The sequence below is a fragment of the Gordonia sp. DT30 genome, assembly GCF_049844915.1.
Classification (GTDB): domain Bacteria; phylum Actinomycetota; class Actinomycetes; order Mycobacteriales; family Mycobacteriaceae; genus Gordonia.
Genome location: NZ_JBNCLY010000028.1, coordinates 13,867 through 37,505 on the forward strand (window position 1 = coordinate 13,867; position 23,639 = coordinate 37,505).

At 68.2% G+C, this 23,639-nt stretch carries 21 protein-coding genes; 17 read left to right on the forward strand and 4 right to left on the reverse strand.

The features are described from left to right. The first annotated feature begins 151 nt into the window (after positions 1-151). The 5 genes from ACLQ3C_RS19450 (at position 152) to ACLQ3C_RS19470 (ending at position 3,887) form a co-directional block, all read left to right on the forward strand. Positions 152-901 (forward strand): hypothetical protein, encoded by a 750-nt coding sequence (locus tag ACLQ3C_RS19450; RefSeq protein ID WP_425706738.1) that lies wholly within the window; start codon positions 152-154, stop codon positions 899-901. Positions 902-1,049: 148 nt separating this feature from the next. Then, positions 1,050-1,490 (forward strand): response regulator transcription factor, encoded by a 441-nt coding sequence (locus tag ACLQ3C_RS19455; protein WP_425706739.1) that lies wholly within the window; start codon positions 1,050-1,052, stop codon positions 1,488-1,490. A 72-nt stretch (positions 1,491-1,562) separates the two neighbouring features. Further along, positions 1,563-2,417, forward strand: coding sequence for an acyl-CoA thioesterase (locus ACLQ3C_RS19460; protein ID WP_425706740.1), 855 nt, complete (start codon positions 1,563-1,565; stop codon positions 2,415-2,417). Then, positions 2,414-3,028 carry a pyridoxal 5'-phosphate synthase glutaminase subunit PdxT gene (pdxT, locus tag ACLQ3C_RS19465; protein ID WP_425706741.1) on the forward strand — a complete coding sequence of 205 codons (615 nt, stop codon included), beginning with the start codon at positions 2,414-2,416 and terminating at the stop codon, positions 3,026-3,028. The genes ACLQ3C_RS19460 and pdxT overlap by 4 nt, the downstream gene beginning before the upstream one ends. A 106-nt stretch (positions 3,029-3,134) precedes the next feature. Further along, positions 3,135-3,887 carry a YebC/PmpR family DNA-binding transcriptional regulator gene (locus ACLQ3C_RS19470; protein WP_425706742.1) on the forward strand — a complete coding sequence of 251 codons (753 nt, stop codon included), beginning with the start codon at positions 3,135-3,137 and terminating at the stop codon, positions 3,885-3,887. On the opposite strand, the gene ACLQ3C_RS19475 is transcribed toward ACLQ3C_RS19470, so the two are convergent. Then, a complete protein-coding gene (locus ACLQ3C_RS19475; protein WP_425706743.1) occupies positions 3,853-4,482 on the reverse strand; it encodes a hypothetical protein in 630 nt (209 codons plus the stop codon). The genes ACLQ3C_RS19470 and ACLQ3C_RS19475 overlap by 35 nt on opposite strands. Positions 4,483-4,595: 113 nt before the next feature. Here ACLQ3C_RS19475 and ruvC point away from each other — a divergent pair, with 113 nt between their 5' ends. The 9 genes from ruvC to ACLQ3C_RS19520 all read left to right on the forward strand — a co-directional run bounded on the left by ruvC (position 4,596) and on the right by ACLQ3C_RS19520 (position 15,671). Further along, on the forward strand, positions 4,596-5,234 hold the full coding sequence (ruvC, locus tag ACLQ3C_RS19480) for a crossover junction endodeoxyribonuclease RuvC (RefSeq protein WP_425706764.1): 639 nt from the start codon (positions 4,596-4,598) through the stop codon (positions 5,232-5,234). Beyond that, positions 5,231-5,833 (forward strand): Holliday junction branch migration protein RuvA, encoded by a 603-nt coding sequence (gene ruvA / locus ACLQ3C_RS19485; protein WP_425706744.1) that lies wholly within the window; start codon positions 5,231-5,233, stop codon positions 5,831-5,833. The genes ruvC and ruvA overlap by 4 nt, the downstream gene beginning before the upstream one ends. Then, on the forward strand, positions 5,830-6,924 hold the full coding sequence (gene ruvB, locus ACLQ3C_RS19490) for a Holliday junction branch migration DNA helicase RuvB (protein ID WP_425706745.1): 1,095 nt from the start codon (positions 5,830-5,832) through the stop codon (positions 6,922-6,924). The genes ruvA and ruvB overlap by 4 nt, the downstream gene beginning before the upstream one ends. Positions 6,925-7,202: 278 nt before the next feature. After that, positions 7,203-7,664: a preprotein translocase subunit YajC gene (gene yajC, locus ACLQ3C_RS19495; RefSeq protein ID WP_425706746.1), complete on the forward strand. Its 462-nt coding sequence runs from the start codon at positions 7,203-7,205 to the stop codon at positions 7,662-7,664. A 213-nt stretch (positions 7,665-7,877) separates the two neighbouring features. Further along, positions 7,878-9,722: a protein translocase subunit SecD gene (secD, locus tag ACLQ3C_RS19500; RefSeq protein WP_425706747.1), complete on the forward strand. Its 1,845-nt coding sequence runs from the start codon at positions 7,878-7,880 to the stop codon at positions 9,720-9,722. Further along, positions 9,719-10,906: a protein translocase subunit SecF gene (gene secF, locus ACLQ3C_RS19505; RefSeq protein WP_425706748.1), complete on the forward strand. Its 1,188-nt coding sequence runs from the start codon at positions 9,719-9,721 to the stop codon at positions 10,904-10,906. Before secD ends, secF begins: the two co-directional genes overlap by 4 nt. A 71-nt stretch (positions 10,907-10,977) precedes the next feature. Continuing rightward, entirely contained in the window at positions 10,978-12,621 is a 1,644-nt protein-coding gene (locus ACLQ3C_RS19510; protein ID WP_425706765.1) for an ABC transporter substrate-binding protein, read from the forward strand. Further along, on the forward strand, positions 12,606-13,232 hold the full coding sequence (locus ACLQ3C_RS19515) for an adenine phosphoribosyltransferase (protein ID WP_425706749.1): 627 nt from the start codon (positions 12,606-12,608) through the stop codon (positions 13,230-13,232). Before ACLQ3C_RS19510 ends, ACLQ3C_RS19515 begins: the two co-directional genes overlap by 16 nt. Before the next feature lie 78 nt (positions 13,233-13,310). Further along, positions 13,311-15,671: a RelA/SpoT family protein gene (locus tag ACLQ3C_RS19520; RefSeq protein WP_425706750.1), complete on the forward strand. Its 2,361-nt coding sequence runs from the start codon at positions 13,311-13,313 to the stop codon at positions 15,669-15,671. A gap of 67 nt (positions 15,672-15,738) precedes the next feature. Here the strand turns inward: ACLQ3C_RS19520 and ACLQ3C_RS19525 are convergent, their stop codons facing one another. Then, positions 15,739-16,848 (reverse strand): peptidylprolyl isomerase, encoded by a 1,110-nt coding sequence (locus ACLQ3C_RS19525; RefSeq protein WP_425706751.1) that lies wholly within the window; start codon positions 16,846-16,848, stop codon positions 15,739-15,741. Positions 16,849-17,009: 161 nt separating this feature from the next. Between ACLQ3C_RS19525 and ACLQ3C_RS19530 the strand changes: the two genes are divergently transcribed. Further along, entirely contained in the window at positions 17,010-17,729 is a 720-nt protein-coding gene (locus ACLQ3C_RS19530; protein ID WP_425706752.1) for an MBL fold metallo-hydrolase, read from the forward strand. Continuing rightward, positions 17,726-18,991, forward strand: a complete 1,266-nt coding sequence (gene hisS / locus ACLQ3C_RS19535; RefSeq protein WP_425706753.1) for a histidine--tRNA ligase — start codon at positions 17,726-17,728, stop codon at positions 18,989-18,991. The genes ACLQ3C_RS19530 and hisS overlap by 4 nt, the downstream gene beginning before the upstream one ends. A gap of 37 nt (positions 18,992-19,028) precedes the next feature. On the opposite strand, the gene ACLQ3C_RS19540 is transcribed toward hisS, so the two are convergent. Further along, positions 19,029-20,717 (reverse strand): DUF885 domain-containing protein, encoded by a 1,689-nt coding sequence (locus tag ACLQ3C_RS19540; protein ID WP_425706766.1) that lies wholly within the window; start codon positions 20,715-20,717, stop codon positions 19,029-19,031. A gap of 8 nt (positions 20,718-20,725) precedes the next feature. Further along, positions 20,726-21,592, reverse strand: a complete 867-nt coding sequence (ypfJ, locus tag ACLQ3C_RS19545; RefSeq protein WP_425706754.1) for a KPN_02809 family neutral zinc metallopeptidase — start codon at positions 21,590-21,592, stop codon at positions 20,726-20,728. A gap of 129 nt (positions 21,593-21,721) precedes the next feature. Between ypfJ and aspS the strand changes: the two genes are divergently transcribed. Then, positions 21,722-23,566, forward strand: coding sequence for an aspartate--tRNA ligase (aspS, locus tag ACLQ3C_RS19550; RefSeq protein WP_425706755.1), 1,845 nt, complete (start codon positions 21,722-21,724; stop codon positions 23,564-23,566). The last annotated feature ends 73 nt before the right edge of the window (positions 23,567-23,639 follow it).

The window sequence follows — 23,639 nt, forward strand, 5'->3', positions numbered from 1 at the left end:
AGTCGATGCCCCAGAAGCCGATTCTGCAAAAGCTGATGCCCCAGAGACTGACGCCCCAGAGGTCGATGCCCCAGAGGTTGACGCTCCAGAAGTCGATGACGCCGAGTCCCCGGAATCGGCAGCCGCCGAGGAGAAGTGACGGGGACGGTGCATGGTTCCTGAGTCCGAGTATTCCGGGGATGGCCCGCTGCCCCAGGGGATGACCTACGTCGAGTACTGCGGGGAGCGGTACCCGCTGATGGGCGATCGCCGTTTCACCATCGGTCGGGAGGCTGACCTCTCCGTCGACGACAACCCCTATCTGCATCGCCGATTCCTGGTGCTGCACAACGAGAATGGGCTGTGGTGGCTGAGTAACCTGGGAACCCACCTGTCGGCCAGCGTGTCGGCCGGCGACGTCGGATTCTCCGCCACCCTCGGACCGGGCGCCCGGATGCCGCTCGTGTTCGGCGAGACGACTGTCGTGTTCACCGCCGGTCCGACGACGTATGAGGTCAATGTGTATGCGACCGCTCCGCAGGTCCGTCCGGTGACCGAGCAGTCCCTTGCCGGTGGCCGGACCACGCAGGGTGTCCCGATGCTCACCGTGAGCCAGAAACTGTTGATCCTCGTCCTCGCCGAAGAGATCCTGCGGCGGGATGGGACGGGCGCGAGCGCGATCCCGTCGTCGGCGAAGGCTGCGGCTCGTCTGGGCTGGCCGTTGACCAAGTTCAACCGCAAGCTCGACAACGTCTGCGACAAACTCGATCAACTCGGGGTGAATGGGATGCGCGCCGGCGGCGGCAAGCTCGCGAGCAACCGACGGGCACGGCTCGTCGAATACGCCGTGGCCTCGCGCATCGTCACCCGCGCGGATCTGCCGTCGATCGACGAGGAAGCCGCGCGCAACGCTGCGAGCTGAGGGGCCTCTGACCAGCGGATATTCCATGGGTAGTTCTCCCCATGGGTAGGGGAGTTCTCCCCATCGACGCCGGTGCCGATCGCTCATAACGTCATGTGTGTCAGGGCGGCGCAGCCCCAACGCACGAAGCGAATCCCAGGAGGACACCATGACCGCAGTCGTTTCCCACATCCCCGGAAACCAGTTGGCCCAGGCCGCCCGTCGTCGTGCGGAGGCCGATCGGCGCCGTACCGAGGCGCTCATGCGGCTGGCCGCCCGGCGGATGCCGCTGCCCGGGCAGCAGCCGGTTCCGGCGAACCCGCACATGCGTCTGGTGCCCGAGGCGGCGGTCGAGGTCGCCGAGCCCGCGGCCCCGCAGCTGCCGCGGCCGGCCCTGACCAACCGCGAGGTCGAGGTCTTGCGGACCTGGTTGATGGTCGACTCGAAACCCGCTGTCGCGCAAGAGTTGTTCATCTCGCTGGGCACCGTCAACACCCACCTCACCCGGATTCGGGCGAAGTACGCCGAGATCGGGCGCACCGCACCGACCAAGGCGGCGCTGGTCGCACGCGCCGTGCAGGACGGACTGGTCCGGCTCGACGAGCTGTGACAGGGCCGGGATATCGGGTCGCCGCACTCGACCCCGTGGGCATCGGAGCCGCCGGTACGGGATACTGGTTCGGTGGCAGAGATCGAGGACATCCTCCGGGTTGAGCGCATCGAGACCGACATCTATCGCGGTGGCGCGTTCGCGAGCCATCTGCAGCGGACCTTCGGTGGACAGGTGGCCGGCCAGGCGCTGGTGTCGGCAACCCATACCGTCTCCGACGAATTCGCGGTCCATTCATTGCACGGTTACTTCCTGCGGCCGGGTAACCCCGACATCCCGGCGGTCTTCCTGATCGACCGCATCCGCGACGGCCGGTCGTTCGCGACCCGTCGGGTGACCGGAATCCAGAACGGCGAGGCCATCTTCACGATGTCGGCGTCGTTCCACGTGACCACCGACCACGGCATCGAACACCAGGACCCGATGCCCCCTGCCCCGGCGCCCGAGGAATTGCCTGACCGGCTCGCCGGGATCCACGAGGACGAGAAGGCGGTCTTCAAGGAATGGGACAACTTCGACATCCGGATCGTGCCGGCCGAGAAGCTCGTCACCTCACCGTTTTTCGTGGCGCAGCAGCGTGTGTGGTTCCGGTACCGCAAGCCGTTGCCCGACGACCAGACCATCCATGTGTGCACCCTCGCCTACATGAGTGACATGACTCTGCTCGGTTCGTCGAAGGTTCCGCACCCCGGCGTCGAGCCGCAGGCCGCATCGCTCGACCACGCCATGTGGTTCATGCGGTCCTTCCGCGCCGACGACTGGCTGCTCTACGACCAGACCTCGCCGTCGGCGGGCGGCGGTCGTGCATTGACCCAGGGCCGCATCTTCGACCGCGCCGGCCGGCTGGTCGCCGCGGTCACCCAGGAAGGGCTGAGCCGCACCGGCCGTCAGATGCCCGCCGACCAGCATGCACGGCAGCAGCGGTGAGCGTGGGGCCGAGTCGGCCGCGGATCGGGGTGCTCGCGCTTCAGGGAGACGTTCGTGAGCACCTCGCCGCGCTGACGAGTGCGGGCGCCGACGCTCTCGCGGTGCGTCGCCCCGACGAACTCGCCACGGTGGACGGGCTGGTGATTCCGGGTGGCGAATCGACGACCATGAGTCACCTGCTCGGCGTCTTCGACCTGCTCGATCCGCTGCGCGCGCGGCTCGCCGACGGTATGCCCGCCTACGGTTCGTGTGCCGGGATGATCATGCTCGCTTCCGACATCCTCGATACCCGGCCGGATGCGCGTCACCTCGATGTCCTCGATATCACGGTGCGTCGCAACGCCTTCGGTCGCCAGGTCGAGTCCTTCGAGACCGATCTCGAGGTCGCCCACATCACCGCGGGGGTGCCGATGCGTGCGGTGTTCATCCGGGCGCCGTGGGTGGAGAAGGTCGGGGCCGACGTCGAGGTGCTGGCCCGGGTGCCCGGCGGACCTGCCGCCGGCCGGATCGTCGCGGTGCGGCAAGGTGACGTATTGGCCACCTCATTTCACCCCGAGGTGACCGGGGATCGGCGGGTACATGCGTATTTCGTCGACATGGTGCGCCGATAGGCGGTGGGTGCGCCGGTAGAATCATTTTTCGACGTGTTCGAAGCAGGTTTGCCCGGGGCCGCCATCGGCGGCGGTTCCCGGTGCACGGGAAGGATCGGAATAGCGTATGAGCGGCCACTCCAAATGGGCGACAACCAAGCACAAGAAGGCCGTCGTCGATGCCAAGCGGGGCAAGATGTTCGCCAAGTTGGTCAAGAACATCGAGGTCGCCGCGCGCACCGGTGGCGGCGACCCGGCCGGCAATCCGACCCTCTACGACGCGATCCAGAAGGCCAAGAAGTCGTCGGTACCCAACGACAACATCGAACGCGCGCGCAAGCGCGGCGGCGGTGAGGAGGCCGGTGGCGCCGACTGGCAGACCATCACCTACGAGGGTTACGGACCCAACGGGGTGGCCATCCTCATCGAGTGCCTCACCGACAACCGCAACCGCGCGGCCGGTGAGGTGCGCACCGCGATGACCCGCAACGGCGGCAACATGGCCGATCCCGGCTCGGTGTCGTACCTGTTCACCCGTAAGGGCGTGGTGACCCTGGAGAAGAACGATCAGAGCGAGGACGACGTCCTCATCGCGGTCCTTGATGCAGGCGCCGAGGAGGTCAACGACCTCGGTGACACCTATGAGGTGGTCAGCGAACCCACCGACCTCGTCGCGGTGCGCACCGCCCTGCAGGAGGCGGGTATCGATTACGAGTCGGCCGAAGCCGACTTCCGTGCCTCGGTCGAGGTGCCGGTCGACGCCGACGGCGCTCGCAAGGTGTTCAAGTTGATCGACGCGCTCGAGGATTCCGACGACGTGCAGAACGTGTACAGCAATGTCGACATCAGTGACGAGGTTCTCGCCGATCTCGACAGCTGACGGCCGGGCGGTCCGGGTGGTCGTATCGCACCTCGATGTCGGGGAGCGGGGCGTCGCGTTCGTGATCCAGTAGCGGATCGATGGTCCACTGTTCGTCCGGTGGCGTGCGCCGCGCCAGCGCGGCGCGACTCATCCGCAATGCGATCCCCAGATCGAGGCGCAGGTCGGCGCGGAGCACCATCGGACCGGCGATCACGATCACCTGATCCCCGGCGGCGATCTGCCGCTCATCGCGAAAAGACCGGTCGGACAAGCCATCCCAGAGACGTGGGAGCCACGACCCGTCGGCGTGCAGGCTGTCGATCACCTCGCGGCGCAGTGCGGGAAAGTCGTACCAGGAAGTGGCGAAGGCCTCTGCGTCGTGCGCGCCCCACTCCAGGCGCAGCGACGCCGGCCGGATGTAGTCGACGACGCGCACGACCTCGGCCGCTCGCCCGCGCACCCGCAACGACCCGGCGATCCGGTCGGCCAGCGACTCCGGATCGGCCACCGGCGCGCCCACGACGCCGACGACCAGGCGGCCCGGCAGTGCTGCACACGCGTCGGCGCACAGCAGCACGAGCGCCTCGGGGGCGATCGGGATATAGCGGGGCATCGGCTCCATTGTGCCGCACGCGATATCCGCAACTCGCCGTGTTGGTCCCACGGTCTGTCGGGGCCCCTCGCTACAATCTCGAACGAATGTTCGCCGCAGTGGAGGAGGGTCGTGTGCGGGTGATGGGTGTCGACCCTGGGCTGACGCGGTGCGGGATCGCGCTGGTCGAGTCGGGTAGCGGCCGGACGGTGACCGCGCTCGACGTCGACGTCGTGCGTACGCCCAGTGATATGGAATTGGCGCACCGCCTGCTCGCCATCTACACCGCCGCCTGCCACTGGCTCGACGTCCATCGGCCCGATGTGGTCGCCATCGAACGCGTCTTCGCCCAGAACCAGGTGTCGACGGCCATGGGGACCGCACAGGCCGCCGGGGTCATCGCGCTGGCGGCCGGACAACGGGATGTGCCGGTGCGCTTCCACACGCCGTCGGAGGTGAAGGCCGCCGTGACCGGTAGCGGCCGCGCCGACAAGGCGCAGGTCACCGCGATGGTCACCCGTATCCTCGGGATGCAGACCAAACCGCGGCCCGCCGACGCGGCCGACGCCCTCGCCCTGGCCATCTGTCACTGCTGGCGTGGCCCGACGATCGATCGGATGGCACAGGCACAACAACGCGCCGAGGAGATGGCGCGCGTTCACCGTGCCCGTATCGCGGCGGCCCGCACCTCGACCGGCGCCGCCGGGACCGAACAGGCCTCCGGGCAGGTTGCCAAGCCGGCTGCCACACGGACAAAGGGAGCAAACGCATGATCGCCTCGGTACGCGGCCCGGTGCTCGAGGTGGCGCTCGACCACGTGGTACTCGACTGCGCGGGCGTCGGATATCGGGTGCTCGCCACCCCCGACACGTTGTCGCGGCTGCGGCGCGGTGAGGAGGCCACGCTGCTCACCTCGATGATCGTCCGCGAGGATTCGATGACCCTCTACGGGTTCACCGAACCCGACGCCCGGGCGCTGTTCGCGTTGCTGCAGACCGTCACCGGGGTGGGGCCGCGGCTGGCGATGGCCACGCTGGCCGTCCTCGAACCGGTCTCGTTGCGCCGCGCGCTCGCCGACTCCGATGTCAAGGCGCTGACGAGCGTCCCGGGCATCGGGAAGCGGGTCGCCGAACGGCTCGTCGTGGAACTGCGCGACAAGGTCGACCGCCCGGTCGCCGACTCCGGGGGGACAGGGCCGGGCACCGGCACCCCGGCCGGGGTGGCCGGGCAGGTCACCGAGGCGTTGGTCGGCCTCGGATTCACCGCGGCGCCTGCCGAGAAGGCGGTGGCCAAGGTCCTCGCCGAGACGCCCGGCGCGGACGCGTCGACCGCCCTGCGCCGGTCGCTGGTGCTGCTGGGGAAGTCGGCATGAGCGGCGACGAACACGCCACGGACGAAGCAGAGCGGGAGGTCAGCGCGGCGCCGGTACGCGCCGACGGCGACTTCGACGCCGGACTGCGTCCGCGTTCGCTGGGCGAGTTCATCGGACAGCCGCGCGTATGCGAGCAACTCGAGCTGGTGCTGCACGGTGCGAAGAAGCGCGGCAGCACCCCGGACCACATTCTGATGTCGGGGCCACCCGGCCTGGGCAAGACCTCGCTGGCCATGATCATCGCCGGCGAGATGGGGGCGGCGATCCGCGTCACCTCGGGTCCGGCGCTCGAACGCGCCGGGGATCTCGCGGCGATGCTGTCCAACCTGGTCGAGGGCGACGTCCTGTTCATCGACGAGATCCATCGCATCGCCCGGCCTGCCGAGGAGATGCTCTACCTGGCGATGGAGGATTTCCGCGTCGACGTGGTGGTCGGCAAAGGTCCCGGTGCGACCTCGATTCCGCTCGACGTCGCACCGTTCACCCTGGTCGGTGCCACCACGCGGTCCGGGTCGCTGACCGGCCCGCTGCGCGACCGGTTCGGCTTCACCGCCCACATGGAGTTCTACGAAACCGACGAACTCGTCCAGGTGCTGCGGCGGTCGGCGGGAATTCTGGGCATCGACCTGCAGGCCGACGCGGCATCGGAGATCGCGAGCCGTTCGCGCGGCACCCCCCGCATCGCGAACCGGTTGTTGCGCCGGGTACGTGACTACGCGGAGGTCCGGAGCGACGGCCGGATCACCGTCGACATCTCGCGGGCCGCACTGGCCGTCTATGACGTCGACGAACTCGGCTTCGACCGGCTGGACCGGGCCGTGCTCGATGCCCTCATCCGGGCGTTCGGCGGCGGGCCCGTCGGGGTGTCGACGCTGGCGGTGGCCGTCGGGGAGGAGCCGGCGACCGTCGAAGAGGTGTGTGAGCCGTTTCTGGTGCGTGCCGGAATGGTCGCCCGCACCCCGCGTGGACGGGTCGCAACCGCGGCGGCCTGGCATCATCTCGGACTGACGCCCCCAGATGGTGCGCTCACCGCATCCTTCGGTGCGCGCCCCCGCGAGATGGGTGGACCGTCCCTGTTCGGTGACCTGTGAGGTCCCACCGGGGTCCGGCAGGCGGCGAATCCGGTGGTGCCCACCTGCGGTTGCCGCTCGGTTCGTGGCACACTGGAAAGAGTGCGTGCGTACGGCGTCGGCGCGACCGGCGTGATCACTCCCTGAAGTGGTCGCCTCCTGGAGTGAACATCCGAGGCGCCCGAACGTCCGCCGTGTGAACCATCGCCGTGAATCCTTCACCGGCGACTCCGCCGAGCGTGGCGTCCGCGCCGCTGGGCGGGTGACGATCTCGATATGACAAGGACGACGTCAACTCAATGCAATCTCTGTTCATCCCACTGCTGCTGATCTTGATGGTCGGCTTCATGTTCTTCTCCATGCGCAAGCAGAAGAGGCGCGCCGCCGAGACGCAGAACATGCAGAACTCGGTCCAGACCGGCACGCGCATCCAGCTCTCCAGCGGACTGTTCGGCACCGTCATCGACGCATCATCGTCTGATTACCTCGACGTCGAGATCGCCACCGGGCTGGTCACGCGCTGGAATCGGCTCGCCATCATGCGGGTGATCCCCACCGACGAGGCAGCCGCCACCTACCCCGGCTACACCCCGCCGTTCTCGGCAGATGAATTCTCGGCCGACGATCACTCGAGCGACACCTCGATCGAACCGGCCCACGGCGTCGGCGGCCCCGAGGAGATCACGCCGCAGGACATCGCCTCGGACCGCCCGAATCTGGACAAGCCGGGTACGGAGCAGCCGGGTAATTCCGAGAAGTAACACCGGCAATTCCGCACACCGTCGCCCGGGATATGGGGAATCCGGCTGCGCCCAGGCTTCCCGGGGGCGGGTCGGTGTTGTGGGGGCAGTAGAGTGGCGCGCGATCCTGCCTGCCGGCGTAACGGCCACGGGTAGGAATGTGCAGCGTGGCCCGTGTCGGCATGGGTGCCCTTCGGGTGCGCCGGCCGACGCTCATCAAAGGAGATCGAGTACGTGAGTTTTTCCCGCGGGGCCGAATCGAAGGGAGCCTCGACCGAGGGAACCGGGGCAGCCGGCCCGGATCCGAAGCGGCCCGGCCCGGGCTCGACGCGTTCACGGGGCTCCAAGTCCGGAGACGCCAAGTCCGGAGGTGCCAAGTCCGGGACGTCCAAATCCGGGACGTCCAAATCCGGCGGCGGACGCCGGGCATCGCGTCGCGCGCCGGCACGCGAGATTCCGCCGTGGCAACCGCTCACGGCGTTCGTCGTGCTGCTCGCACTCGTCTATCTCCTCGTCTTCCTCACCGGCGGTGGCTCTCCGCAGCCCAAGCTGGGTATCGACCTGCAGGGTGGGACCCGGGTGACCCTGACCGCCCGCACCGATGACGGCAAGGCGCCCAGCCGGGATCAGCTGAATCAGGCCAAGCAGATCATCGAACAGCGCGTCAACGGTCTCGGCGTCGGCGGTTCGGAGGTCGTCGTCAGCGGCAACAACCTGGTGATCACGGTCCCCGGCAAGGACGGATCGGAGGCGAAGTCGCTGGGCCAGACGGCCCGGCTGTATGTGCGGCCGGTGGTGACGTCCGCGCCGGCGACGCCGCAACCGCAGACGCCCCAGAACAAGAGCGACACCGACTCGCTGCCCGCCGATCAGGTGGCCGCGCAGATCGCCCAGGAGAAGAAGAACCGGCAGGCGCCGGAGGGTGCCGACACGAAGGCATTGCAGCAGTACATGGCCAAGATGAACTGCACGCCCGGCGCCAATGACCCGCTGCTGGGCAACGACAACCCCAACGAGAATCTGGTGGCCTGCTCCACCGACGGCAAGACGGTGTACCTGCTGGGCCCGCAGATCATCGACGGGCGCGACGTGAAGTCGGCGAGTGCGGGTACCGACCCGCAGACCAGCGAATGGACCGTCAGCCTCGACTACAAGGGCGCCGCCGCGGCGAAGTGGCCGCAGTACACCGCACAGAACATCGGCAAGCAGACCGCGTTCACCCTCGACACGCGCGTCGTGTCGGCGCCGGCGATCAACTCGGCGATTTCCGGGTCCACCCGGATCACCGGTTCGCCGTTCACCGAGTCCGAGGCCACCGACCTGGCCAACGTGCTCAAGTACGGCTCGCTGCCGTTGTCCTTCTCCACCTCCGACGCCGAAACCGTTTCGGCGACATTGGGTTTGGCGTCGTTGCGCGCTGGACTTCTCGCCGGTGCGATCGGGTTGCTGGCCGTGCTGATCTATGCGCTGGCCTACTACCGGATGCTCGGGTTCCTCACCGTGGCATCGTTGCTGCTGTCGCTGGTGATGGTGTACGGCATCATCGTGCTCCTCGGTCGATGGATCGGATTCACCCTCGACCTCTCCGGCATCGCCGGCCTGATCATCGGGATCGGGATGACCGCCGACTCGTTCGTCGTCTACTTCGAACGCATCAAGGACGAGATGCGTGAAGGACGAAGTTTCCGATCGGCGGTTCCACGCGGCTGGGCCAGCGCCCGCCGCACCATCTGGTCGGGCAACGCGGTCAGCTTCCTGGCCGCGGCGGTGATCTACATCCTCGCCGTCGGTGAGGTCCGCGGCTTCGCGTTCACCCTCGGGCTGACGACCATTCTCGACATCGTGGTCGTGTTCCTGGTGACGCATCCGCTGGTGGTCCTCGCCAGCCACTCGGACTTCCTGTCCCGCCCCAAGGTCAACGGCCTCGGGGCGGTCAGCGAGGTGGCCCGCCAGCGCAGAACCGCTCGGGCGCAACGGGTATCAGACCTCACCACACAACCGGGAGCCGATCTGACCAAGGAATCCGGCACGCGCGCGACGTCGCAGACGGACGCGTCGGCGAAAGGATCGGCCAAATGACCGCCAGTAATCGGACCGACGACACCACGACGGCGACCGTCGCGGGCAGTGAGGCCGACTTCCGCGCCGACACGTCGCGCTCGTTCCTGTCGCGCCTCTACACCGGTACCGGTGCTTTCGAGGTCGTGGGCAAACGACGCATGTGGTATCTGGTGACCGCGCTCATCCTCGCGGTCTGCATCATCTCGATCGGCGTGCGGCAGTTCAGCTTCGGGATCGATTTCGAGGGCGGTACACAGATCTCGATTCCGGTGTCGCACGGCATCACCAGCCAATCCGTCGAGGACGTCGTCGGCAAGGCGCTCGGCACCGCACCGGATTCGGTGCAGACGGCCGGGTCGGGCTCGAGCCAGACCGTCCAGGTGCGCACCGACGCGCTGAACCCACAACAAGCACGTTCGGTCAGCCTCGCGCTCACCGATGCGTATGGTCCGACGCTGACCGCGCAGGACGTCAGCATCTCCGAGGTGAGCTCCACCTGGGGGCGTGAGATCACCGAGAAGATGCTGATCGCACTGGTGGTTTTCCTGGTGATCGTGTTCGTCTACATCGCGGTCCGGTTCGACCGGGAGATGTCGATCGCCGCACTGGCCAGTCTGTTCTTCGACATCATCTGCACGGCAGGGATCTATTCGCTGGTCGGTTTCGAGGTCACCCCGGCCACCGTCATCGGTTTGCTCACCATCCTCGGCTTCTCCCTGTATGACACCGTCGTGGTGTTCGACAAGGTCTCGGAGAACACCCGCTCGGTGTTGCAGACGAGTCGACGGACCTATGCCGAACAGGCAAACCTGGCGGTGAACCAGACGCTGATGCGCTCGATCAACACCACCCTGATCTCGGTGCTGCCGATCCTCGCGCTGATGGTGATCGCGGTGTGGCTCCTCGGCGTCGGCACCCTGAAGGACCTTGCGCTGATCCAGCTCGTCGGCGTCGTCGTCGGCGCCTACTCGTCGGTCTTCCTCGCGACTCCGCTGCTGGTGACGTTGAAGGAGCGCCGAAAGGATATCGCCCGCCACACCAAACGCGTCCTGGACCGGCGGGCGGCCATCGAAGCCGGCGACGACCCCGATGCGGCCACCGCACCGCAGGCACGCCGGCCGGTGCGGGGTCGGGCCACCCGCAGTGCCGCCGATGACGACACCCCGGCGGTGCCGAGTGGGAAACGCCGACGGGCACGATAGTCTCGGCAGTCGTGACAAGGTGGCGCCCGCGCATCGCGGCAGGTGCGGTGGCGAAGTCGACGGCGGTGGTGATGAGCCTGCTGTTCGTGGGTGGACCACTGGCGGCGTGCGGGCGTGATTCCACCGAACCGACCATCGACTACGTCATCGACGCCGATGTCCGCAGTTACAACGCCAACACCGAGAACGGCAACGCCGACGGTGCGCTGATGGCCCTCACGCGTGTGCTCCCGGGTTTCAGCTTCCTCGGCGACGCCGGACAGGTGACACCCGACCGCGACGTCGGCACGGTCACCCGCCAACCCGGTGGCCGACTCGTCCTCAAATACGAATTCGACCCGCGCGCAACGTTTTCCGACGGCACTGCGCTCGACTGTGATGACCTCGTGCTGGCCTGGGCGGCGATGAGCGGCCGGTTCCCGCAATTCGCTCCCGCGAGCACCGCCGGGTACCGCGACATCGACAGCGTCGACTGTGCATCCGGAGACAAGGTCGCCACGGTCACCTTTGCGTCCGGCCGCGACTACCGGGACTGGGCCGCACTGTTCGGCGCGGGCACGCTGTTGCCCGCGCAGGTCGTGGCGCGTCAGGCCGGCGTCGCCGACATCATCGACCCGATCCGTACCCGCGACCGGACGGCGATCGCCCGCATCGCCACCGCGTGGAACACCGGCTTCGACCTGGTACCGGGAGCCGTCGACAAGACGCGACTGCCGGCGTCGGGGCCATATCGAGTCGAGAGTTACTCGGCCACCGACGGCTTGGTCCTCGTCGCCAACGACAGATGGTGGGGCGACAAACCGGCCACGTCACGCATTGCCGTCTTCGGCCGCAGCAGCGATGCCGTCAAGCGGCTGACCGACGGTGGGTACGACGTCGCCGACGTCAGTTCTGGGCTCGGCCCCGACAGCGGCGTGCCGGGCGGCCCGCCGGCCGGTGACCCGGCCCGGGCGCTCGGCGTCGAGGGGCTGGTGCTGTCGGGGCGTGGGGTGTTCGGCGACGTCCGGGTGCGCCGCGCATTCGCCTCCTGCGTGCCCCGCGACGCGCTGGCTCGGCAGTTCGGCGCCGGCGCGCAGATGTGGAACATGCGGACCCTGGCGCCGGCCGATGAGCTGGCCGCGCCGCTGAACCCCGAATTCGGCGCCCAGTACGCCCGTCCGGAACCGGACCGCACCCGCGCACTCCTCGCCGAGGTCGCGGCCGAGGGGGCCGGCGGACCGGGGGCACGGACTGTCCGCATCGGCTACGCCGCCCCGACCCCGCGATGGCATCAGATGATCGAGGCGATCAACGCGTCCTGTGCGCCGGCCGGTCTCACCGTCACCGATGTCGGCACCGCCACCGGCGGGGTGGGGGCACTCGGCTCTGCCGCCGACGCCCTGCTGGTTGCCAACGGCGAGTCCTTCGCGGCAGCCGGGGCCGCCGACTCGACCCGCGACGCCTATCAGCTGCGCGGCGACGATCCGCTGAATTTGTCGAATTTCTCGGACCCGCAGGTCAATCGCGCCATCGACGACCTCGCGGTCACCGAACTGGAATCGGAGCGGCTCGCTCAGGTACGCATCATCGAGAACGGTGCCTGGGCGCAGGTACCGTCGATCCCGTTGTTCGCCGCCCCGCGCGTGCACCGCTGGAATGATCGGGTGGGCAATGTCGTGGCGGGAGCGGCACGGAATGGAACGGGATGGAATATGGATCGATGGGTTCTGAAGTGAACGACCCAGAAGTGAACGACCCAGAAGTGAACGATCCAGATGCGAACGACACAGGTGTGACCGCCGCCGCGGTGGCCCGCGCGCGCCGGGCCATCGCCGAACACGGACGGATGGTGGCCGATTTCCCGGCTCCGGGTATCGATTTCAAGGATCTGACGCCGGTGCTCGCCGACCCGGAGGGTCTGTCGTCGATCGTCACCGCACTCACCCACGGGTGCCGGTCCACCGATCTCGTCGCGGGCATCGACGCGCGCGGATTCCTGCTCGGCGGAGCGGTGGCGTGCGAGCTCGGCGTCGGCGTACTCGCCGTCCGCAAAGGCGGCAAGCTCCCACCGCCGGTGCACTCGGTCGACTATGACCTCGAATATGGCAGCGCGCGTCTGGAGATCCCGGCGAGCGGCATCGACGTCACCGGCTCGCGGGTACTGCTCGTCGACGACGTGCTCGCGACCGGCGGTACGGCCGTGGCCGCGGCCGAGCTGTTACGTCAGGCCGGGGCCGAGGTGATCGGTATCGCGGTCATCATGGAACTGACCGCACTGGCCGGCCGTGCCCGGATCGTCGACGGACTCGGTGACGTCCCCATCCACGCCGTGACGACCGACGCGTAGCGACCGGCTCGCGTCCTGGGCGGATTAGAATCGGACCATGTGTGGTTGCACGAACCGCCCGAGCCGAAGGAGGGTCTGATGGCCGACGAGCCGAACACCGCAGTCCCAGTGGCCGACGCGGGCGCCGCCGACGTGGAGCCGACGGGATCCGCGGACATCGACGGCTCCCTGCCGCAGCATTCGTCGGCGTCGCGTCGTGTTCGTGCCCGGCTCGCCCGCCGGATGACCGCCACCCGCAGCCCGGTCCGGCCGGTGCTCGAACCGCTGGTCACCCTGCACCGTGAGATCTATCCGAAGGCCGATGTGGTGCTGCTGCAACGCGCCTACGACGTGGCCGACGAACGGCATCAGGGCCAGAACCGCAAGTCCGGTGACCCTTACATCACCCATCCGCTCGCGGTGGCGACGATCCTCGCCGATCTCGGCATGGACACCACCACGCTGGTCGCCGCGCTGTTGCACGACACCGTCGAGGACACCGGCTACACGCTCGAAGAACTCGAGGCGGAATTCGGCTCGGAGGTCACCCATCTCGTCGACGGGGTGACCAAACTCGACAAGGTGGCCCTCGGCAATGCCGCCGAGGCCGAGACCATCCGCAAGATGATCATCGCGATGGCGCGGGATCCGCGGGTGCTGGTGATCAAGGTCGCCGATCGGCTCCACAACATGCGCACGATGCGGTTCCTGCCGCCGGAAAAGCAGGCGCGCAAGGCCCGCGAGACGCTGGAAGTCATTGCGCCGCTGGCGCATCGACTGGGAATGGCAACGGTCAAATGGGAGCTCGAAGACCTGTCGTTCGCGATTCTGCATCCCAAGCGCTACGAGGAGATCGTGCGTCTGGTCGCCGACCGGGCGCCATCACGCGACACCTATCTGGCGCGGGTGCGCGCCGACATCAACAATGCGCTCAGTTCGGCACGGATCAGCGCGACGGTGGAGGGCCGCCCGAAGCACTACTGGTCGATCTATCAGAAGATGATCGTCAAGGGCCGCGAATTCGACGACATCCACGACCTCGTCGGGATGCGCATCCTGTGCGACGAGGTCCGGGACTGTTACGCCGCCGTCGGCGTGGTGCATTCGCTGTGGCAGCCGATGGCAGGCCGGTTCAAGGACTACATCGCCCAGCCACGGTTCGGGGTGTATCAATCGCTGCACACCACCGTGATCGGGCCCGAGGGCAAACCGCTCGAGGTGCAGATCCGGACCCATGACATGCATCGCACCGCCGAGTTCGGCATCGCCGCGCACTGGCGTTACAAGGAGAACGGATACAAGGACCGCAAGGGCCGCAAATCCGATGTCGCCGAGGTCGACGACATGGCGTGGATGCGGCAGCTGCTCGACTGGCAGCGTGAGGCCGCCGACCCGGGGGAGTTCCTCGAGTCGCTGCGCTATGACCTCGCGGTCAAGGAGATCTTCGTGTTCACCCCGAAAGGTGACGTGATCACGCTGCCGGCCGGCTCCACCCCGGTGGATTTCGCCTATGCCGTCCACACGGAGGTTGGGCACCGGTGCATCGGCGCGCGCGTCAACGGTCGCCTCGTCGCCCTCGAACGCACCCTGGAGAACGGCGAGGTCGTCGAGGTGTTCACCTCGAAGGCGGCCACCGCCGGGCCCAGCAAGGACTGGCAGAACTTCGTGGTGTCGCCGCGGGCGAAGGCCAAGATCCGGCAGTGGTTCGCCAAGGAACGCCGCGAAGAGGCGCTCGAACACGGAAAAGACGCGATCGCCAAGGAGGTTCGTCGCGGCGGACTGCCGTTGCAGCGGCTGATGAGCTCCACTTCGATGGCGGCGATCGCCAAAGAGCTGCGCTATTCCGATGTCAGCGCGCTCTACACGGCCGTCGGCGAGAACCACGTCTCCGCACGCCATGTGGTGAACCGGCTCGTTGCCGCGCTCGGTGGTATCGACGAGGCGGCCGAGCAGATCGCCGAGCGCTCCACACCGTCGACGATGCCCACCCGTTCGCGGCAGGGCGGCGACGCCGGCGTCGTCGTCGAGGGCGTCGACAACCTGATGATCAAGCTGGCCAAGTGCTGCACCCCGGTGCCCGGCGACGAGATCATGGGATTCGTCACGCGCGGGGGCGGTATCAGCGTGCACCGAACCGACTGCACCAACGCCACCTCGCTGCTCGATCAGTCCGAACGCATCATCGAGGTCTCGTGGGCACCGTCACCCGAATCGGTGTTCCTGGTGGCGATCCAGGTCGAGGCACTCGATCGGCACCGGCTGTTGTCCGACGTCACCAAGGTGCTCGCCGACGAACGCGTGAACATCCTGTCGGCGTCGGTGACGACCAGCGGCGACCGGGTGGCCGTCAGCAAGTTCACCTTCGAGATGGGCGATCCGAAGCATCTCGGGCATGTGCTGAACGTCGTTCGCAACGTCGAGGGCGTCTACGACGTCTATCGGGTCACCTCGGCCGCCTGACCCGCCCGAGAAACTTCTCGCGCCCCACCCATCTCGGGTGAGGCGCGAGAAATTTGTCGGTACGGGGTCAGGACACCTTGGCGGTCTCGATGGTCATCGGCAGCTTCGGTGAGCCGTCATCGGCGGTGCGCTCGTAGGCACCGGTCATCTGGTTCGGTCCGATGCCCGGGTTGACCCCGCCCGCATAGACCTTGTCGATGACCTTCATACCGGTCGGGTTCACCTTGCCGACCACCGCGTAGCTGGACGGCAGGGTGCCGTCCTGGATCAGGATGAAGAACTGTGCCGATCCGCCCGAGTTCGGTGCGCCCTGTTGGGGGCTCCCGCTGTTGGCGATGGCCACGGTGCCGCGCGGATAGGTCACCGGCTGCTGGCCGCTCTGGGGATTGGGCTGACCGGCCGGCTTCAGATCGGTAGGCGGCTCGTCGGGGCTGGTCCAGCCGGGCTGCCCGAGGCCGGTGCCGGTCGGATCACCGCACTGCAGCACCTTGAGGGCGGCAGTCGTCATCCGGTGGCACGGGCTGTCGTTGTAGTAGCCGTGGTCGGCCAGCGAGATGATCGCGCCGGTGTTGCAGGGCGCCCCGGTGCGGTTGAGATCGACGGGCACCGCGCCCTGGGTGGTCGACAACGTCAGCGTGGACGTGCCGTCCTTGGCCTGCGTCGTGTCGGGCATCGGTGAGGTTCGCTGCTTGGACTCGCCCGCGCGCACCTTGTCGATCTGCTCCTGGAAGAGCTCACGCTGGGCCGGATCCTTGATCTCGGCCGGGACCGAGGTGGGGATCTGCTTGAAGTTGCTGTCCTGCTTGTCGTACTGGCAGGTGGTGTGCGCAGCGTTGAACCGATCGGTCTGGATCTTGTCGACGATGAAGTAGGTGGCGGTCGCGACCACCGCGATGACCACGACGCCGGAGATCGTCGAGATGAGGATCTTGCGTTTGCGGGCGGCGGCCCGCTCCCGGTCCAGCCGCTCCGCGAGCTTGCGTTTGGCGGCCTCACGGCGCTGCTCATTGGTGAGTACCCGCCCGCTCGCCGCGCCGCCGACGGAATCGTCGGCGGCCGGGTCGGCGCTCTTTTTCGTCAGGTTCGCCGGCGACGACACCTCGTCGGATGGGGCCGAGTCGCCCTCGATGGCATCGTTCTGGGCACCCGACTGCTCGGGCTCCTTGTTGCTCGCCACGCTGTGACGCCCTCCTTTGTGCACTCGGACTGCTGTGCGCCCTGCTGACCGGACTGCTGAGCGCCCGACACCCCGCCGGACACCCCATGCAGTGTGCCAGTATCGCCTGAGAAGTTGCCGCACCGGGTCTGTGACATGGCCGATACGACACAATGGAGACCATGCTGATCACCGGCTTCCCCGCGGGCATGTTCCAGACCAACTGTTATCTCGTCGCCACCGCAGCGGGCGCCGAGGCGATCATCGTCGATCCCGGACAGGACGCCGCCCCCCGCGTGCGGGAGCTGCTCGCCGAACACCGTCTCACGCCGGTGGCCGTCTTGCTGACCCATGGGCATCTCGATCACACGTGGAACGCCGCCGAACTGTGCGACGAATTCTCGATTCCCGCATATATCCACCCCGACGATCGGCCGATGCTCGCCGATCCGGCCGTGGGGCTCGGGCCGGCGCTGGGGCCGATGATCGGTTCACTGACGTTCCGCGAACCGGCGAAGGTCATCGAGTTCGCCGACGGTGAGACCGTCGAGGTCGCCGGGCTGTCGCTGGCCGTCGACCACGCGCCCGGCCATACCCAGGGGTCGGTGCTGCTCACCCTCGACGTGCCGGCCGTCGACGCCGGCGGAGCCCAGGGCCACACCGTGCCGGTCTGCTTCTCCGGTGACGTATTGTTCTCGGGGTCGATCGGCCGGACCGATCTGCCCGGTGGCAACCACCAGCAGTTGCTCGACTCGATCGCACGGCAACTGCTGACCCGATCCGACGGCACGCAGGTGCTGCCGGGACACGGCCCGCAGACCTCCATCGGTGCCGAACGCGCAGGCAATCCGTTTCTCGCCGACCTCGGCGCCGACAGCAAGAAGGGACGATTCGGCCTGTGAGCAGCGACTTCGCCGCACCCCGTGGCATTCCGGATTACTACCCGCCGGTCTCCGCGGACTTCCGTAAGGTGCGCGACACCCTCACCGAGGCGGCCCGACGCGCCGGATACGGTCACATCGAGCTGCCGGTCTTCGAGGACACCACGCTGTTCGCCCGTGGCGTCGGGGAATCCACCGATGTCGTCAGCAAGGAGATGTACACCTTCGCCGACCGCGGTGGCCGCTCGGTCACGTTGCGCCCGGAGGGTACGGCCGGGGTCATGCGCGCGGTCATCCAGCACGGCCTCGACCGCGGGCAGCTACCGGTGAAACTGTGCTATGCGGGACCGTTCTTCCGGTACGAGAAGCCGCAGACCGGCCGGTACCGGCAGTTGCAGCAGGTCGGTGTGGAGGCCATCGGCATCGACGACCCGGCCCTCGATGCCGAGGTGATCGCGATCGCCGACGAGGGGTACCGCCGGCTCGGGCTGTCCGGGTTCCGGCTCGAGATCACCTCACTCGGTGATGACGATAGCCGACCTCGTTATCGAGAAGCGTTGCAGCAGTTCCTCTTCGGGCTCGACCTCGACGAGCCGACCCGGAAGCGCGCCGAACTCAACCCGCTGCGGGTCCTCGACGACAAACGTCCCGAGATCAAGGCGGCCACCGCCGGCGCGCCGCTGCTTCTCGATTACCTCGGCGACGATGCACGCGCGCACTTCGACACGGTGCTCACCCACCTGAAGCGGCTCGGCGTGCCCTATGAGCTCAATCCCAGACTGGTCCGCGGGCTCGACTACTACACCAAGACGACCTTCGAGTTCGTCCACGACGGCCTCGGCGCACAGTCGGGAATCGGCGGCGGCGGCCGCTACGACGGGTTGATGAAACAGATCGGCGGTAAGCAGGATCTCTCGGGCATCGGTTTCGGGCTCGGCGTCGACCGCACCATGCTCGCCATGCAAGCCGAAGGCGTCGCCGGTGCGGACGCCGCGCGCGTACAGGTCTTCGGCGTCCCGCTCGGCGGCGCCGCGAAGGCCGAATTGGTCTCTGTCGCAGGCGACCTGCGCGCGGCGGGGATCAGTGTCGATATCGCCTACGGCGACCGCGGCCTCAAGGGCGCGATGAAGGCCGCCGATCGTTCCGGTGCCCGGCTGGCGCTGGTGCTCGGGGAGCGCGAGATGGCCGAGGGCAAGATCGAGATCAAGAACCTCGCGACCGGCGAGCAGCATCAGGCGGCTCTGGACGGTCTGGTCGACGCGGTACGCGGCCTGTTGGGCTGAGCCGGTGACGGCGCGAATTCGGGCGCTGTCGGCGAGATCACCCCGGGTGCGCCATCTCCTCGGCAAGTACGTCGAGGCTCACCCCGCCCAATGCCAGGGCCCGCGTGTGGAACTCCTTGAGCGTCCAGTCGGGATGGGCGGCCAGCGCGGTGTGGCGGGTCTGTTGCCAGACCCGTTGTCCGAGTGCGTAGGACGGCGCCTGACCGGGCCAGCCGAGGTAGCGGTCGAGTTCGAAGCGCAGTACCGCCCGGTCCATGGCGACCGCGGAGCTCAGGAATGCCCAGGCTTTTTCGGCGTCCCAGACGCCGCCGCCGACCTCCTCGGGCGCCCGCAGCCGGCAGTGCACCCCGATGTCGACGACCACCCGGGCGGCGCGTAGCCGCTGCGAATCGAGCATGCCCATGCGGTCGCCCGGGTCGTCGAGCCAGCCGAGTTCGGCCATGAGGCGTTCGGCGTAGAGCGCCCAGCCCTCGCCGTGCCCGGAGGTGAACGAGGCCAGCTTGCGCCACGAGTTCAACTCGTCGTCGACGATCGCGGAGCCGAGTTGCAGGTGATGGCCGGGCACGCCCTCGTGGTAGACGGTCGTCTTTTCCTGCCACGTGTGAAACACCGTCTGGCCCGGCGGGACCGCCCACCACATCCGGCCGGGGCGGCGCAGGTCGGCGCTCGGCTGGGTGTAGTAGATGATCCCGGTCGCCGACGGCGCGAGGTGGCATTCGAGGCGGGTCAGCCGGGCGGGGACCTCGAAGTGGGTTCCGGCCAGCCCCTCGACGGCGGCGTCGGAGGTGGCCTGCATCCAGTCGACGAAGGCCTGTTTGTCGTGGATCTGATATCGGGGATCGGCGTCGAGGGCGGCCAGGGCGTCGGCGACCGTGCCACCGGGCAGCATGTGCGCCGCGATGGTCTGTTGCTCCTCGGTGATCTCGTGCAGTTGCGTCAGCGCCCACGCGTAGGCCTCGTCGGGATCGACATCGGCGCTGAGGTAATACGGCAGGTGGAGGAGATAGCGTTCCCGGCCGATCGCGTCGTCGGCGACGGCAGCGGGGTGCACGCGGGTACGCAGATGATCGGCGAATGCCGCAAACGCCGAACCCGCACGGGTGGTTGCGGATTCGAGATCCGCGGCGAGGGCCGGGTCGGCCGCGGCCGGTCCGGTGTTGGCCAGAATCGCGGTGAGGGCCCGGTCCGCTTGGGCCGCAACGAGTTCTACCTGGCGACGCGCGATCGGCGGGCCGACGCTGCGCCGAATATCGAGTCCGGCGATCACGGAGTCCAGGCATTGCGGGATCGCCGCGAGCCGGGCGAGCATGTCGTGCCGGGCCGCCTCGGTACCGGTGTCCATCAGGTCGAAGATGTCGCGGATCGCCTGCAGGGGAGAGGAGATCACGTTGCATACGCCGGTCAGCTCACCCGCATCGGCCAGGGCCGTCTCGCGCCGCAGCGAGCCCGACATCGTGGCGATGGTGACCCGGTCGACGTCATCGGCGGGTTCGGTCGCCGCCAGCGCAGCGAGAGTCGCGCGCGCCTGGTCGGCACGCGCCCGGATGGCGTCGGGGGAGAAGTCGGTCAGCCGTGCGTCGTGTCCGCCGATGCCCATCTCGGTCGCCAGGATCGGGTCGGCGGCGGCGCTCGCCTGCAGATGCGCGTCGGCGAGCGCGTCGACGGCGGTGCGTGGGCGACGCGGCTGAGGCGGATTATCCGGCCGCGCCGAGTCGTCCGGCCGCATATCGGCCATCACAGATCGTTGGTGGCGAACGTATCGCACCGTTTGGGGTCGCCACCCTGATAACCGGTGCTGAACCAGCGCGCCCGTTGCTGCGCCGATCCGTGCGTCCAGCCCTCGGGGTTGGAGCCGGCGCCCTGGATGGTGTCGTCACCGATCGCCTTGGCCGTCTGGATGACCCCGGCGATGTCCTGGGGGGTCAGTTGCTGCAGCCGGACGTCATAGCCCGCGCCACCGGCATGGTTGGCCCAGACCCCGGCCAGGCAGTCGGCCTGCAACTCCACCCGAACCGATCCCGACCGCGGGCCCTGCGAACCGAGTTGCTGGCCCTTGCGCAGTGCGCCGGTCAGATTCTGCACGTGATGACCGTACTCGTGGGCCACCACGTACTCCTGCGCGAGTGGGCCGTTGCTGCCGCCCATCTGGACCAGGGTCTCGAAGAAGTCCGGGTCGAAGTAGGCGGTCTTGTCGGCGGGGCAGTAGAACGGGCCGGTCGCCGACGTCGCGGCACCACAGCCGGTGTTCACCGATCCGCTGAAGATCACGGTCTTGGGCGGGGTGTAGCCGTTCATCAACGACGGCCAGACCTGATCGAGGCTGTTGGTGGTGGCGACGATCCGGCAGACCGCGTCGCCCTGATTGGCCTTCTCGATGGTGCACGACGCGACGTGCTGGTCGATCGCCGAGGCCGACGCCGAGGTCGAGTCGGTCGATCCGGTTCCGCCGCCCATGATGTCGCCGGGATTGATTCCGAACAGCAGCGCCACGACGGTCACGATCAATCCGACGCCACCGCCGAGTGCGATGCGACCACCGCCGCCCCCGCCGCCACCGGAGACGTTCCCGGTGTCGAGCGGGCCGCTGCCCTGAAAAGTCATGTGCTCAGCGTATCGAGGAGTCCGGGCGGTGCGGGCCGGTGTCGGCGTCCTCCGTACTATTGCGCCCTACGTACGATTGTCACGGGTTCGCGCCCACGATCTCGATGTCAGCCCTGAGGAAGGACTTCTGTGCTCCGCACGCATCTCGCCGGTTCCCTGCGCCGCGCCGACGCCACGCAGACCGTCACCGTCGCCGGCTGGGTGTCCCGCCGGCGCGACCACGGTGGCGTGGTGTTCATCGATCTGCGTGACAGTTCCGGGCTGGTCCAGGTGGTCTTCCGGGACGAGGCGGTCGCCGCTGCCGCACACCGTCTGCGTGCCGAGTACTGCATCGCGGTGACCGGTGTCGTCGAGGCGCGTCCCGAGGGCAGCGAGAACCCGAACCTCGCCTCCGGCGAGATCGAGATCAACGCCGTCGCACTCGAGGTCCTCAACGAGGCAGCGCCGCTGCCGTTCCAACTCGACGAGAATCCGGGCGAGGAGACCCGTCTGCGCCACCGCTACCTGGACCTGCGCCGGGAACGCCCCGGTGCGGCCCTGCGGCTGCGGTCCAAGGTGAACGCGGCCGCCCGCGGGGTCCTGCTCGCGCGGGACTTCGTCGAGATAGAGACACCGACGCTGACCCGTTCGACCCCGGAAGGCGCCCGTGACTTCCTGGTACCCGCGCGCCTGCAGCCGGGCAACTTCTACGCGCTGCCGCAGAGTCCGCAGCTGTTCAAGCAGTTGTTGATGGTCGCCGGAATGGAACGCTACTTCCAGATCGCCCGCTGCTACCGCGATGAGGACTTCCGCGCGGACCGCCAGCCCGAGTTCACCCAGCTCGACGTCGAGATGAGCTTCGTCGATCAAGACGACGTCATCACGCTCGCCGAGGAGATCCTGGTCGGCCTGTGGCGACTGATCGGGGTGGAGTTGCCGAGCCCGATCCCGCGCATCACCTACGCCGACGCGATGCGGCGATTCGGCACCGACAAGCCGGACCTGCGTTTCGGTATCGAGTTGGTCGAATGCGCCGAGTACTTCGCCGATACGCCGTTCCGGGTCTTCCAGGCACCCTATGTCGGCGCGGTCGTCATGGCCGGCGGTGCGTCACAGCCACGTCGCACGCTCGATGCGTGGCAGGAATGGGCCAAGCAGCGCGGGGCCAGAGGATTGGCCTACGTACTCGTCGGCGCGGACGGCACCCTGGGCGGCCCGGTGGCCAAGAATCTCTCCGATGCCGAGCGCGCCGGGCTGGCTGCCCACGTCGGCGCGCAACCGGGCGACTGTGTGTTCTTCGCGGCCGGTCCGGCGCGGGCGCAGCGCGCCCTGCTCGGTGCCGCGCGCGTGGAGATCGCCACCCGGCTGGGCCTCATCCCGGCACCCGGCGACCCGATCGATCCCACCACCGCCGCCTGGGCCTTCACCTGGGTCGTCGACGCGCCCCTGTTCGAGCCCGCCGACGAGGCGACCGCCGCCGGTGACGTCGCCGTCGGCTCCGGAGCCTGGACCGCGGTGCACCACGCGTTCACCTCGCCGACGCCGGAATCGCTGGAGCGTCTCGAGTCCGATCCGGGTGCCGCGCTGGCGTATGCCTACGACATCGTCTGCAACGGCAACGAGATCGGCGGTGGCTCGATCCGTATCCATCGGCGCGACGTGCAGGAGCGGGTGTTCGAGATCATGGGCATCGGCCCCGAAGAGGCGCAGGAGAAGTTCGGCTTCCTCCTCGACGCCTTTGCCTATGGCGCGCCGCCGCACGGCGGCATCGCGTTCGGTTGGGATCGCATCACCGCGCTGTTGGCCGGTGAGTCGTCGATCCGCGAGGTCATCGCGTTCCCCAAGTCCGGCGGTGGCGTGGACCCGCTCACCGATGCCCCGGCGCCGATCACCGCGCAGCAGCGCAAGGAATCCGGCATCGATGCCAAGCCGGCACCGAAGCCGATTCCGGGCTCCGACACGCCACCCGCGGAGCCCACGAACGCGGGGATCTGACCGGCCTCGCCAGTGACGCCGGTCGCACGGCAGGCGGTCCCGGCACTTTCGTGATCTGATTTCTCGAGAGCAG

Coding starts and splice junctions, on each gene's coding strand:
- ACLQ3C_RS19450 (WP_425706738.1), top strand. CDS start 152: ATGGTTCCTGAGTCCGAGTATTCCGGGGATGGCCCGCTGCCCCAGGGG.
- ACLQ3C_RS19455 (WP_425706739.1), top strand. CDS start 1,050: ATGACCGCAGTCGTTTCCCACATCCCCGGAAACCAGTTGGCCCAGGCC.
- ACLQ3C_RS19470 (WP_425706742.1), top strand. CDS start 3,135: ATGAGCGGCCACTCCAAATGGGCGACAACCAAGCACAAGAAGGCCGTC.
- ACLQ3C_RS19475 (WP_425706743.1), bottom strand. CDS start 4,482: ATGCCCCGCTATATCCCGATCGCCCCCGAGGCGCTCGTGCTGCTGTGC.
- ruvA (WP_425706744.1), top strand. CDS start 5,231: ATGATCGCCTCGGTACGCGGCCCGGTGCTCGAGGTGGCGCTCGACCAC.
- ruvB (WP_425706745.1), top strand. CDS start 5,830: ATGAGCGGCGACGAACACGCCACGGACGAAGCAGAGCGGGAGGTCAGC.
- yajC (WP_425706746.1), top strand. CDS start 7,203: ATGCAATCTCTGTTCATCCCACTGCTGCTGATCTTGATGGTCGGCTTC.
- secF (WP_425706748.1), top strand. CDS start 9,719: ATGACCGCCAGTAATCGGACCGACGACACCACGACGGCGACCGTCGCG.
- ACLQ3C_RS19510 (WP_425706765.1), top strand. CDS start 10,978: ATGAGCCTGCTGTTCGTGGGTGGACCACTGGCGGCGTGCGGGCGTGAT.
- ACLQ3C_RS19515 (WP_425706749.1), top strand. CDS start 12,606: ATGGGTTCTGAAGTGAACGACCCAGAAGTGAACGACCCAGAAGTGAAC.
- ACLQ3C_RS19520 (WP_425706750.1), top strand. CDS start 13,311: ATGGCCGACGAGCCGAACACCGCAGTCCCAGTGGCCGACGCGGGCGCC.
- ACLQ3C_RS19530 (WP_425706752.1), top strand. CDS start 17,010: ATGCTGATCACCGGCTTCCCCGCGGGCATGTTCCAGACCAACTGTTAT.
- ACLQ3C_RS19540 (WP_425706766.1), bottom strand. CDS start 20,717: ATGCGGCCGGACGACTCGGCGCGGCCGGATAATCCGCCTCAGCCGCGT.
- ypfJ (WP_425706754.1), bottom strand. CDS start 21,592: ATGACTTTTCAGGGCAGCGGCCCGCTCGACACCGGGAACGTCTCCGGT.